Source organism: Actinoplanes nipponensis (genome assembly GCF_016862275.1).
GTDB classification, from domain to species: domain Bacteria; phylum Actinomycetota; class Actinomycetes; order Mycobacteriales; family Micromonosporaceae; genus Actinoplanes; species Actinoplanes nipponensis.
Window position 1 is genome coordinate 1 of record NZ_BOMQ01000037.1, and the last position, 11,978, is coordinate 11,978.

The following is an 11,978-nucleotide window of genomic DNA, read 5'->3' on the forward strand; positions in this document are numbered from 1 at the left end:
GCGTCCGCCCGCTCCACCCACCGCCGCGCCCACTCGCACCGCCCGCCGCCGCGCCCACTCGCACCGCCCGCCGCCGCGTCCACTCGCACCGCCCGCCGTTGCGCGCGAACGGCTCTGTCCGCCAGCTGCACCCGCCGGTCCGGCCGCCAGTGCCGCCGCTTGCACTGTCCGCCGTTTCGCCGGCCTCCGCACGTCCCTTCAAGCCCGCCCGGCTCCGGCGGCTCGCGAATCTTGAAGAGCTGAGCGTGTTTTGGCGAGGCGGATGCCACAAGATCCGCAGTCACAGGACGCAACTAGCTCGATCTTGTGAACGCGGGGCCGTGAAGATGGCACAGCTGTCACAAGATCCACAGTGCCGAGGGAAAGGCGGCTGGAACCCAGGGCGCTATGCGTGCGAATGGCGTGGGGGCGCAGAGGCGTGGGGCGCCGAGGCGCGGCGCAGGAACCGGCGGCACGGCGCGGCACTGCTCGGGCACAACGCAGAACGTCGCGGGGTTGCCGAGGGACGAGAAGAGGTAGCGCAGTGCAACGCAGGACGGAGCGACGCAGTCCGCGCCGGGACGGGACAGCGCGGCACAGCACGGCAAGTTGCAGAACCAAGGCGGCCCGGGTCGGCACGGCGCGGCACGGCGGGCGGGTCGGCACGGCGCGGCACGGCGGGCGGGTGGGGCGGCCCGGTGCGGGGCGGTGGCGCGGTGCGGCGCGGCGCGGCGCGGCGCGGCGCGAAGTGCGTGGCACGGCGCGGTGCGGTGGGGCGCGGCGCGGTGCGGCGGCCCGGTGCGGGGCGGCGCGAAGTGCGTGGGACTGCGGTGCGGCGCGGCGCGGCGCCGTGCGGTGCGGTGCGGCACGGCGCGGTGCGGCCTGAATGCCGCCAACCGATGCGGCGGTGCAGTGACGAACCCCGTGCCAGGCGCCGAGTGCAGGAACCTAGCGGTGCTCTTGCCGCAAGAACCCCGCAAAGGAGACCGCGCGGCCCCAGTCGACCCACGCAGACCACTGCCCCGGCACCTTAAAAAGGCACCCAGACCCGACCCCACAACAGGGCTGGAAAGCGAGGACGCCCCGGACCAGAAACCAACCCTGACCCCAGCAGGGCATCCCCGCCCCGACCCACCATGCACCCAGCCGGAACCGGCTAGGACAAAGCACGAACCCCGCGTTCGGCGGGAGCGACGGTCAGTGCCATGCAACCAGGCACGACATCGCCCTGCCGAATTTGATCTTGATCAGTTGCCCAGCAGGTTGCCGAGGATTCCGCCCTGCTGCTGCTGGCCCTGCGCCGCGCCGGCCAGGCCGCCCGGCGGCTCCTCCGACGGCTGCACTACCACGAAGCCCTGGCCGGCGAAGCTCATCGTGAAGCGCTCGCCGGTGGTGCGGCCCAGCAGCGTGCCGAGGCCCATCTGCTCGGCGCGGTGGTAGCCGGTCTGCAGGTTGGCCGACCAGCAGATGGCCGCCTGCGGGTCCACATAGGTCGGCTGGTCGACGCTGAGCACGACCGGGGTGCCCTTGGTGGTGACCGCGATCCGGCCGTAGCCGGAGAAGACGCAGTTGAACAGGCCCGCGTTGGACATCATGCCGACGCCCTGGACCATTTTGATGTCGTAGTTCAGCGTGGAGTCGAAGGCCAGCACGTTCGCGCCGTTGATGGACAGCGCGTCGCCCGGCTCGATGTCGATGATGTGGATGTCGGCGGCGTTCTCGGCCAGGAAGACGTCGCCACGGCCGCTGACCTTCATCAGCGGGACGCCCTCACCGGTGAGCTTCTGCTTGAGGAACTTGCTGAGGCCACCCGAGCCGAGCGCCTCGAACTGCACCTGGCCCTGGTACGCGACCATGGTGCCGACCCGAGCCATGAACTCGCCGTTCAGCTCGGCCTTGAGAAGTTTGGAATTCTGCAGTCGCAGCCCCGGCTGGGACGATTCCTTCTCGAGGTTGTCGGCCGAGAACAGTTCGCTGCGCATTGTGGTCCTCCTGTTGGCGTGGAGTACCAGCGTAGGCGTACCCGGCAACGCCCGGGTCGGCCTTTCAGCCCCATCCCAACTCGTGCAACCGCTGGTCGTCGATGCCGAAGTGGTGGGCGATCTCGTGGACCACGGTGATCGCCACCTCGTCGATGACGTCGGTCTCGGTGTCGCAGACGTGCAGCGTGGGCAGCCGGTAGATGGTGATGCGGTCGGGCAGCACGCCGGCGTAGTCCCAGCCGCGGTCGGTCAGAGCGGTGCCCTCGTACAGGCCGAGCAGGCCCATTCCGCCGTCCGGGGGCAGGTCCTCCACCAGGATGACGACGTTGCTCATCACCTTGAGCAGTTCGGGCGGCACCTCGTCGAGGGCCTCGCCGACCAGTTCCTCGAAACGCTCACGGCTCATGTCGACGGGCACGCCGCCAATTGTGCTCCACCCGTGCCGGGCACGGGTGGAGCACGGAGCGCGTCAGGCGAGCTTGGCGCTCAGGGTGATCTCGGCGCCGGGCGACAGCAGCCGGGAGATCGGGCAGTTCTCCTTGGCGCCCTCCGCGATCTTGGCGAAGGTGCCCTCGTCGATGCCGGGGACGGTGCCCACGGTCTCCAGGTCGATGCGGGTCACGCCGAAGCCGGCGTCACCCTTGTCCAGGTGGACCTTGGCGACGGTCTCGACGGACGTCGGCGTGAAGCCGGCGTCGGCGAGGCCCTTGGAGAAGGCCATCGAGAAGCAGCCGGCGTGCGCGGCGCCGATGAGCTCCTCGGGGTTCGTCCCCTCGCCCTCCTCGAAGCGGGACTTGAAGGAGTAGTTCCCCTCGTACCCACCCTTACCGGTCTTGATCGTTCCGTTGCCCTCGGTGAGGTTGCCCGACCAGCGGGCGGAAGCAGTGCGAATAGGCATACGCCTGACGCTAGCCCATGTACGGGAACACTGGCCGGTGGACGGGCCACGGGCAATGATGGATCTCATGCCGTCCAGCGGAGAGTCCGTCGTCGAGTTCGGCCCGGTCGACGACGCGCCCCGCGCGAGACGCCGGGCCCCGATGGGCGGGGCGCTGACCGGGCTCGCCGGGGACCACCGGCTGGTGCCGCTCGCCGCGGCGCTGGGCGGGGTGGCCCTGTTCGGCTCGCTGATCTCCGAGTGGCAGGTGACGGCGGTCGACGGCACGTTCTGGGGCGACGGCGAGGTGGGTGACCGCTCGCTGGTGACCACGATCGCCGATCTCGACGGCTGGGGCGGTGGCTATCTGACCGGGCTGTTCCTGCTGGTCGCCGCGGTGGTGCTGACGCTTTTCGGCCCGAGCGCGGGCCGGCGGTACGCCCGGCTGACCGCGCTCGCCGCCGGTGGCGTGCTGCTCGCCGTCGTGGCGGCGATAGCGTCCGACCTGGGCGACACCAGCCGCATCGTCGGTCAGCTCGGCAGGACCAACCTGGAGAACGACCAGGTCACCATCGATCTCGGCCGGGGCGTGTGGTGCGCGGCGATCGGCGCGGCGCTGGTGGTGCTGGCGATGGCCCTGGCCGGACGGCATCTCGGCGTCGCCGCCGCCCCGGCGTCACCCGGCCCGGCCACCGACGAGGAGCCGCCGGCCGCGGCGGCGGCGCCGGTCTGGTCCTGGCGGCGCCCGGCGACCACCGAGGAGGACGGGCCGCCCGACGCCCCGTTCGATCTCACCGTCACGTCCGCCAAGCCGTTCACCACGTCGCAGGCGAACACCGACAAGCCCGGCCAAGGCATATCGGGGTGAAAGCCGGACATCGTCGCCGGTAGGCTCTGCGTCGTGATTGACCTACGTCTGCTCCGTGAGGATCCCGAGCTGTTCCGTGCCAGCCAGCGGCTGCGCGGCGAGTCCCCGACCCTGGTCGACGACCTGCTGCGCGCCGACGAGGAGCGCCGGGCCGCGACCCAGCGGTTCGAGGCCGTACGGGCGGAACAGCGGTCCCTGGGCAGCGAGGTGTCCCGGGCCAAGGGTGACGAGCGGGCGGCGCTGCTGGCGCGCACCAAGGAGCTCAGCGCCACGGTGAAGGAGACTCAGGCGGCGACCACGCGGGCCGACGAGGCCCTGCGGGCCGCCCACCTGGCCGTGCCGAACCTGGTCCAGGACGGGGTGCCGCCCGGCGGCGAGGACGACTTCGTCGTGCTGCGCGAGGTCGGCGACCTCCCGAAGATCGACGACCCGAAGGACCACCTGGAGATCGGCGAGGCGCTGCGGGCGATCGACACCGAGCGCGGCGCCAAGGTGTCGGGCTCGCGGTTCTACTTCCTCACCGGCGTCGGCGCCCTGCTCCAGCTCGGCATGCTGCAGCTGGCCATCGCCCAGGCGGTCGAGCACGGCTTCACCCCCTCGATCACCCCCGCGCTGGTCAAGCCGGAGGCGATGGAGGGCACCGGGTTCCTGGGCGCGCACTCGAGCGAGATCTACCGCCTGGAGGCCGACGACCTCTACCTGGTGGGCACGTCGGAGGTCGCGCTGGCGGCGTACCACGCCAACGAGATCCTCGACCTGGAGCGCGGGCCGGAGCGGTTCGCCGGCTGGTCGTCGTGCTTCCGCCGGGAGGCCGGCTCGCACGGCCGGGACGTACGGGGCATCCTGCGCGTGCACCAGTTCGACAAGGTGGAGATGTTCTCCTTCTGCAAGCCGGAGGACGCAGCCGCGGAGCACCTGCGGCTGCTCGCCATGGAGGAGGAGATGCTGGCCAAGGTCGAGGTCCCGTACCGGGTGATCGACGTGGCGGCCGGCGACCTCGGCTCCAGCGCCAGCCGCAAGTTCGACTGCGAGGCCTGGGTGCCGTCGCAGGGCCGCTACCGCGAGGTCACCTCGACGTCGAACTGCACGACCTTCCAGGCGCGCCGGCTCAACATCCGCTACCGCGACGAGAACGGCAAGGCGCAGACGGCCGCCACGCTCAACGGCACGCTGGCCACGACCCGCTGGCTGATCCCGATCCTGGAGAACCACCAGCAGCCGGACGGCTCGGTGCGCGTCCCCAAGGCCCTCCAGCCGTACCTCGGCGGCCGGGACGTGCTCGAACCGACCCGTTGACGATCTGGTAACCGGCCCGCTACCTGTTGGCATAGCCGCTGGTAGCCGGGCCGGTGTAACGTTTTCCTTCCGCCCTCCGCGGGGGTAGTCACACCCTCGGAGGTACAGATGGTCCGGCCTGGACTTCCCAAGCTGATCGCGACCGATCTCGACGGCACGCTCGTCCGCAGCGACGACACGGTGTCCGCGTACACCCATGAGGTGCTCGGCCGCGTCCGCGCCGCCGGCATCCGCATCGTGGGGGCGACCGGCCGGGGCCCGCGCCTGACCAGTCTGGTCCGTGACGACATCCGGGACGCCGACTTCCTCGTGCTCGCCCAGGGCGGCTGGGTGATCGACCAGCAGGAGGGCCGGATCCTGCGCAGCGAGCGGCTGCCCGGACGCGACCTGGCCGCCGCCCTGGCCGACCTCGAGGCCGAGACCGGGCCGCTGTCGGTGATGGTCGAGGCCTTGGAGCACGACGACTCCCCGCTCTGGGGCGACTTCGACCCCACCTGGCGCTATCCGGTGGTGGTGGAGCAGCGCACCCGGGCCGAGTGCGTGACCGGCGACGTGATCAAGGCGTTCGCCCGGTCGTTCGAGCACCACGTGGACGACCTGCTCGCGGTGGCGCAGCGGATCGTGGCGCCGCACGTGGCCTCGGTCACCCAGGCCGGCCTCAACTACATCGAGATCTGCCCGCCCGGGGTCGACAAGGGCACCGGCCTGGAGGTCGTCGCGCAGGCCGTCGGCGTCGACCCGGCCGACGTGCTGGTCTTCGGCGACATGCCCAACGACCTGCCGATGTTCGCCTGGGCCGGGTGGGGCCGGGTAGCGGTCGGCAACGCCCACGCGAGCCTGCTCGGCGTCGCCGACGAGGTCACCCTGAGCAACGACGAGGACGGCGTGGCCGTCTTCCTGGACCGGCTACTGTCGAGGTGATGCCACCTTTTCGCCTCGTCGCCTCGGACATCGACGGAACCCTGATCCGGGCCGACGGCACGCTCAGCCCCCGCACCATCGAGGTCCTCGACCAGCTCTACTCGCGCGGCGTGCCCACCGTCCTGGTGACGGGCCGGCCGGTGCGCTGGCTGCGCCAGCTCTACGACCAGATGGCCGAGCCGCTGCCGGCGGTCTGCGCCAACGGCGCCGTGGTCTACGACCCCGACACCGACGAGATCCTGCGGGCCGACCCGCTCTCGGTCGAGCTGCTGCTCGACGTGACCCGCCAGCTGCGCGAGGCCGTCCCGGACGTGGTGCTCGCCGTCGAGGTCGAGGACGGCCGGAGCTTCTGGTACGAGGAGAAGTGGCCGTTGCGCTGGGAGGGCGAGCACAAGCGGGTCCGGGCGCTCGCCTCGCCCGAGGAGCTCACGTCCGTACCGGCGGTGAAGTTGCTCGCGCGCTCCGCCGGCCACGGCCCGGACGAGTTCGCCGCGCTGGTCAGCCGCACGCTGGGCGGGATCGCCGAGGCCACGCACTCGTCGTCGTCCGCGCTGGTGGAGATCTCCGCCGCCGGGGTGACCAAGGCGGCCGGCCTGGCCTGGCTGTGCGAGCGGGACGGTCTCGCCGCCGGCGACGTCGTGGCCTTCGGTGACATGCCGAACGACCTGCCCCTGCTGTCCTGGGCAGGCCGTTCCGTGGCGATGGGCAACGCCCACCCCGCCGTCCGGGAGGTCGCCGACGAGGTGACGCTCACGAACGACGAGGACGGCGTGGCCGTCTATCTCGAGAAGCTCTTCGATCTCTAGAGGTACTGACCGGTGCGGCCGCTGCCGTCGCCGCCGCCCTGGCCCGGCATGCCGGGCATGATCCCGTTCGGGCCCATCGGCAGCGCGGGCCGCCCGGCGCCGCCGCCGCGCATCTGCTCCAGCTGCAGCCGCGCCGCCATCTGCTGCGCGACCAGGGCCGCCTGGATGCCGTGGAACAGGCCCTCCAGCCAGCCGACGAGCTGAGCCTGGGCGATCCGCAGCTCCGGCTCGCTGGGCGGGGTGTCCCCCTCGAACGGCAGGGACAGCCGCTCCAGCTCCTCCTGCAGCTCCGGCGCGAGCCCGTCCTCCAGCTCCTTGATGGAACGCTGGTGGATCTCCCGCAACCGGCCCCGGCTGGCCTCGTCCAGCGGCGCCGCCCGGACCTCCTCCAGCAGCTGCTTGATCATGCTGCCGATCCGCATCACCTTGGCGGGCTGCTCGATCAGGTTGCCGGGCTCCTCGGGCTTGAGACTGCCGTCGGTCCCGACCGTGCCCAGGGGGCGGCCGTCGGGGCCCACCACGATGACGGAGTCGTCTTCCTGCTGGTCCTTGGTACGGGTGTCGTCGGTCATGCGATCCATCTTGCCGCAGCCGGCCCAGTGTCCGGTCAGGGGCGTAGCTCGGCCACCGCGCACTTGACCGACCCGCCGCCCCGCTTGAGCTCGGTGAGCTCCACCAGCACGGGCGTGTAGCCGTGCGCGCGCACCTTGTCGGCCATCGCCGTGGCCTCGGTGTTGAGGATGACGTGATGACCGTCACTGACCAGGTTGAGGCCGAACGCCTCGGCGTCGTGCCGGTCGGCGATGACCGCGTCCGGGAACAGCTGGCGCAGGACGCGCTGCGAGGCGGGCGAGAACGCCTCCGGGTAGTACGTGATGTGCCGGTCGTCCAGCGCGGCGAGCGCGGTGTCGAGGTGGTAGAACGCCGGGTCGACCAGCTTCAGCGAGAGCACCGGGCGGCCGAGGACCTCCTGGGCCTCCGCGTGCGCCGCCGGGTCGGTGCGGAAGCCGTGACCGGCCAGGATCAGGCCGCCGTACGCGCCGGGCAGGTAGGTGAAGTCGCCCTCACCCTCGTTGACGTGCTCCGGGTCGGCGTACGTCCACGGGCCGCCGGCGTAGAAGAGCTGGTGAGCGGCGGCCTCGGCGGCGCGCTGCGGGAACTTGAAGCGGGCGCCGTAGACCTTGCCGTCGACGGAGAAGGCGCCGTTGGCCGCGTAGACCATGTCGGGCAGGCCGGGCCGGGGGTCGAGCACGTGGACGGCGTGCCCGAGGTCGCTGAGCGTGTCGCGGAGCAGGTGCCACTGCTTGAGCGCCAGAGCCGGGTCGACCGGGACGGTGGTGTCCATCCAGGGGTTGATCGCGTACTCGACCGTGAAGTGCTCGGGCGGACACATGAGATATGTCCTGATTCGCGGCAAGCGCTCCGTGTGGCTCATGAGGTAAAGGGTAGGTACGCTGGCACGGCGGAAAACAGCTCTAACTCTTGCTCGTCGGAGGCGAATCGTTGCGGATGGACGCCGTTGACCAGCGAATCATTGCGTTGCTCGTGGCCGACGCGCGCGCCTCGTACGCCGAGATCGGGGCCAAGGTCTCGCTGAGCGCCCCGGCGGTGAAGCGGCGGGTCGACCGGCTGCGCGCCACCGGGGTCATCAAGGGATTCACGACCGTCATCGAGCCGGCCGCCGTGGGCTGGACCACCGAGGCGTTCGTCGAGCTGTTCTGCACCGGCCGGACCACCCCGGCCCAGATCACCGTGGCCACCCGGCGGCACCCCGAGGTCGTCGGGGCGTACACGGTCTCCGGCCAGGCCGACGCGCTCGTGCACCTGCGCGCCGCCGACATCGGCCACCTCGAGCAGGCCCTCGAACGCCTGCGGGCCGAGCCGTTCGTGACCTCCACCCGCAGCATGGTGGTGCTGTCCAGGCTGGTCGAGATCCCCACGCCGGTGCCCGCGCCGAACTAGCCGGAACCCGGGAGGGGTCGGCCCACGTCCCACCGGCATGTCACGCCGTCTCGTGTTCTGCGCCGCGCTCGCGCTCAGCATCCCGCTCGCGGGTTGCACCGCCGATCCCGAACCGCCCACGCCCCCGGCCCCGCCGCCGGGGAGCGGGGCGATGCAACTGGTCGCCTTCGACTCGTGTGCCCAGCTCTTCGCCGAGCTCCGGAAGGCGGCGAAGGCCAACGTAGGGCCGTACGGTCTGCCCGGCAGCGAGTTCGCGTACCCGGAAGTGCTCCGCGGCGGCGCCCGCACCGCGGCCGACCAGGCCGCGGTTCCCGCCGCCGGCTCCGGCCCGGCGTTCTCCGGGACCAACGTGCACGAGCCGGGCGCCGACGAGCCCGACGTGATCAAGACGGACGGCCGCCGGATCGTCACCATCAGCGGCGGCACGCTGCGGGTCGTCGACGCCGCCACCCGCCGGGAGACGGGCCGGGTCGACCTCGACGCCGGCCCGGCGACCGGGCTCCAGCTGCTGCTCACCGGCGACTCGGCCCTCGTGCTCGTGCCCTCGGTCTACAACGCGCCGCTCTACGACGACCTCTCCCCGGTCGATGAAGGCGTACGGATCCTCAAGGTCGACCTGACCGGCACGCCCGCTGTGGTCAGCCGCTACACCGGGGAGGGCACCCTGGTCGACGCCCGGATGACCGGCAGCACCGCCCGGGTCGTCCTGCGCACCCGCCCCCGGATCCCCTTCCCCCGCGCCTACCGCACCGACGACCCGAAGAAGCAGATCGCCGCGAACCGCAAGATCATCGACACCGTGCCGGACGCCGCCTGGCTGCCGCAGTGGTCGGTCACCGACGGCGCCGGCACCACCCGGGGCCGGCTGGACTGCGGCCGGGTCAGCCGGCCCACCGACTACTCGGGCGCCGCCCTGGTCAACATCCTCACCTTCGACCTGGCCCGGCCGACCCTCGGCAGCGGCGACCCGGTCGCGGTCATGGCCGACGGCGACACGGTCTACGCCACCCCGGACAGCCTCTACCTGGCCAACGACAACCGCTGGCGGTTCGACCGGTTCCCCGGCCGGCCGCTCGACCCGGCCCGGGAGCGGACGGAACTGTTCAAGTTCGCGCTGGCCGGCAACCGGCCGCCGGTCTACCGGTCGTCCGGCATCGTGCCCGGCCACCTGCTGAACCAGTACGCGATGTCCGAGTGGGACGGCCACCTGCGCGTCGCCACGACCGACGACGCGACGCAACGCTCCGCCGTACGGGTGCTGGCCGACCGCGACGGCAAGCTCGTGCCGACCGGCGTCGTCGACGGTCTCGGCCGGGGCGAGCGGATCTACTCGGTCCGCTTCACCGGCGACCGCGGCTACGTGGTCACCTTCAAGCAGACGGACCCGCTCTACAGCCTCGACCTGCGGGATCCGGCGAAACCAGCGGTCACCGGCGAGCTGAAGATCACCGGCTACTCGGCCCACCTGCAGCCGGCCGGCCCGGACCGGCTCATCGGCATCGGGCAGGAGGCGAACGCCGAGGGGCGGATCCAGGGCATGCAGATCTCGCTGTTCGACGTCGCGGACCCGGCGCACCCGAAGCGGCTGGCCCAGTACCACCTGCCGAACACCTTCTCGCAAGCCGAGTACGACCCGCACGCCCTGCTCTGGTGGCCGGCCACGCAGCTGCTGGTCGTGCCGGTGGACACCCGCGGCGCGCTGGCGCTGCGGGTGACCGACGACATCACGCTGGTGGACCAGCTCGACCAGCCCGCGCTGCTGCGGTCCCTGGTCGTCGGCCACGACCTGTGGACACTGTCGGACGCCGGGCTGCGGGCCTCCGACCTGTCCACCATGGAGCAGGTGGGCTGGGTCCCGCTGGGGCCCTAGAGATACATCCCGGGACGGTGGTCGTCGCCGTCCTTGGCGTCCTTCGGCGGGGCCGGCTTGTCGCCCTCGCCGAAGAACCGCTTGCCGCCGAACTCGCCGTGCAGCCGGTCGTCCAGCTCGTCGGCCAGCCCGGTCATCACCTGTACGGCCAGCATGAGATGGGTGGCCTGGAAGTTGCGGCCGAACACGGGGATCGACGCCCAGACGGTGTCCTGCGCGCAGTAGAGCCGGCCGATCGGCATCCTGTTCGTCAGCTCGGAGAGCTTGACGTAGAGCTGCTCGGTCGGCTCGACCTCGGTCAGGATCGGCGAGAAGACGTCCACCAGCGGCGGGTTGTCGCGGCACCGGACGAAGACCATCGCCGAGCCGGCCCGGATGCCGATGTCGCCGTCGGTGTCGACCTGCAACTGGTCGACGGTGGTCTTGCTCATGGTGGCGACGACCGTGCGCACCCGCTCCTCGAGCGGGATGACCTCGTCGGCCGCGTTGGCCAGCGCCTCGGAGAGCACGCCGTCCTCGTCCAGGTCGTCGAGGCTCAGCTCCTCGTCGATGCTGGGCTCGTGCCGCGCGGTGCCGATCGGCGTGGTCTCGATCGGCTCGTCCTCCTCGTCGTGCACGAGGTAGACCAGGAAGGCCGGGTGCGGGGCGCCGTACACGTCGCGCAGGGTGCGGGAGACGACGGTGGCCAGCTGCTTGGCGCCGCCCGTGCTGGTCCGCAGGCCGAACGAGTCGCCGGAGCCGGGCAGCACGCCCGGCGGCGACCAGCCCAGCGCGACCAGGTCGGCGACCGACGCGCGGTTCATCCGGAAGCCCTCCGGCAGGCCGGCATTGCCGACCGCCAGCGCTTCGATGACCCCGTCGGGCAGCACCCGCATGCTCACCGAATAGACGGCGGTGCCGGTGCCCGACGCGGTCGGGTCGAGGGTGATGTCGACATGGGCACCCTCGGCCAGCGTGGGCAGCAACGAGGCGAGCGCGCTCGCGAACTCCCGCCAGGCCTCGGTGACCTTGGCCCGCAGGTCGGCCGTGGTCGGCTCGTCCAGCAGGACGCCCTCGGGCTGGTCAGCAGTGTTCTCCGCCGTCATGATCGGTACCTCCGCCCGCCACCCTATCGAGCGCGCCGCCGGCTCACCGGCCGCGTCTCATTCCCGACCGTCGCCCGGCCAGTCGAGGGCCAGCGAACTGAGCCGGGCGGCGACCTCCGCCGGGTCCGCGCCGCGGCCCACGGCCAGACCCATGAGGTACGCCGTGACGGGCGCTCCCGGGCGCACGACGTTGTGCGCCACGTCGCGGGCGACGTCCAGCACCGCCTTGACGTCGACGTCCGCGGGGGTCAGGCCGAGATCGTCACAGGCGGCCGCTGTCCAGGTGTCGAGCACGCTCATCGAGCCGGGTCCTCCGCCGTTCGCCGGTTGTG

At 71.8% G+C, this 11,978-nt stretch carries 13 protein-coding genes; 6 read left to right on the plus strand and 7 right to left on the minus strand.

The annotated features are described in order from the left end of the window. Window positions 1–1,226: 1,226 nt before the first annotated feature. From Ani05nite_RS16120 to Ani05nite_RS16130, 3 genes are all read right to left on the minus strand, one after another. Window positions 1,227–1,961 (minus strand): AIM24 family protein, encoded by a 735-nt coding sequence (locus Ani05nite_RS16120; protein ID WP_203769170.1) that lies wholly within the window; start codon window positions 1,959–1,961, stop codon window positions 1,227–1,229. 64 nt (window positions 1,962–2,025) lie between these two features. Further along, the gene (locus tag Ani05nite_RS16125) at window positions 2,026–2,367 is read right to left on the minus strand and encodes a metallopeptidase family protein (RefSeq protein ID WP_203769200.1); all 342 of its coding nucleotides are present in this window, start codon (window positions 2,365–2,367) and stop codon (window positions 2,026–2,028) included. Window positions 2,368–2,430: 63 nt separating this feature from the next. After that, window positions 2,431–2,859: an OsmC family protein gene (locus Ani05nite_RS16130; protein ID WP_203769171.1), complete on the minus strand. Its 429-nt coding sequence runs from the start codon at window positions 2,857–2,859 to the stop codon at window positions 2,431–2,433. Window positions 2,860–2,926: 67 nt separating this feature from the next. On the opposite strand from Ani05nite_RS16130, the gene Ani05nite_RS16135 reads away from it, so the two are divergent. The 4 genes from Ani05nite_RS16135 to Ani05nite_RS16150 all read left to right on the plus strand — a co-directional run bounded on the left by Ani05nite_RS16135 (window position 2,927) and on the right by Ani05nite_RS16150 (window position 6,729). Continuing rightward, window positions 2,927–3,706: a hypothetical protein gene (locus tag Ani05nite_RS16135; RefSeq protein ID WP_203769172.1), complete on the plus strand. Its 780-nt coding sequence runs from the start codon at window positions 2,927–2,929 to the stop codon at window positions 3,704–3,706. A 33-nt stretch (window positions 3,707–3,739) separates the two neighbouring features. After that, entirely contained in the window at window positions 3,740–5,002 is a 1,263-nt protein-coding gene (gene serS, locus Ani05nite_RS16140) for a serine--tRNA ligase (RefSeq protein WP_203769173.1), read from the plus strand. A 108-nt stretch (window positions 5,003–5,110) separates the two neighbouring features. Next, a complete protein-coding gene (locus Ani05nite_RS16145) occupies window positions 5,111–5,923 on the plus strand; it encodes an HAD family hydrolase (RefSeq protein WP_203769174.1) in 813 nt (270 codons plus the stop codon). Continuing rightward, window positions 5,923–6,729 carry an HAD family hydrolase gene (locus tag Ani05nite_RS16150; protein ID WP_203769175.1) on the plus strand — a complete coding sequence of 269 codons (807 nt, stop codon included), beginning with the start codon at window positions 5,923–5,925 and terminating at the stop codon, window positions 6,727–6,729. The genes Ani05nite_RS16145 and Ani05nite_RS16150 overlap by 1 nt, the downstream gene beginning before the upstream one ends. Here Ani05nite_RS16150 and Ani05nite_RS16155 read toward each other — a convergent pair. Continuing rightward, a complete protein-coding gene (locus Ani05nite_RS16155; RefSeq protein ID WP_203769176.1) occupies window positions 6,726–7,301 on the minus strand; it encodes a bacterial proteasome activator family protein in 576 nt (191 codons plus the stop codon). The genes Ani05nite_RS16150 and Ani05nite_RS16155 overlap by 4 nt on opposite strands. Before the next feature lie 35 nt (window positions 7,302–7,336). Continuing rightward, entirely contained in the window at window positions 7,337–8,164 is an 828-nt protein-coding gene (gene ddaH / locus Ani05nite_RS16160; RefSeq protein WP_203769177.1) for a dimethylargininase, read from the minus strand. A 68-nt stretch (window positions 8,165–8,232) separates the two neighbouring features. Between ddaH and Ani05nite_RS16165 the strand changes: the two genes are divergently transcribed. Together Ani05nite_RS16165 and Ani05nite_RS16170 are read left to right on the plus strand one after the other, a co-directional pair. Beyond that, entirely contained in the window at window positions 8,233–8,691 is a 459-nt protein-coding gene (locus tag Ani05nite_RS16165) for an Lrp/AsnC family transcriptional regulator (RefSeq protein WP_203769178.1), read from the plus strand. Window positions 8,692–8,728: 37 nt separating this feature from the next. Then, complete coding sequence (locus Ani05nite_RS16170; RefSeq protein ID WP_203769179.1) at window positions 8,729–10,561, plus strand: beta-propeller domain-containing protein; 1,833 nt, start codon at window positions 8,729–8,731, stop codon at window positions 10,559–10,561. Here the strand turns inward: Ani05nite_RS16170 and Ani05nite_RS16175 are convergent. After that, on the minus strand, window positions 10,558–11,646 hold the full coding sequence (locus Ani05nite_RS16175) for a T3SS (YopN, CesT) and YbjN peptide-binding chaperone 1 (RefSeq protein ID WP_203769180.1): 1,089 nt from the start codon (window positions 11,644–11,646) through the stop codon (window positions 10,558–10,560). The two genes, Ani05nite_RS16170 and Ani05nite_RS16175, sit on opposite strands and share 4 nt — an antisense overlap. A gap of 57 nt (window positions 11,647–11,703) precedes the next feature. Next, window positions 11,704–11,946, minus strand: a complete 243-nt coding sequence (locus tag Ani05nite_RS16180; RefSeq protein WP_203769181.1) for a DUF6457 domain-containing protein — start codon at window positions 11,944–11,946, stop codon at window positions 11,704–11,706. Window positions 11,947–11,978 lie beyond the last annotated feature (32 nt).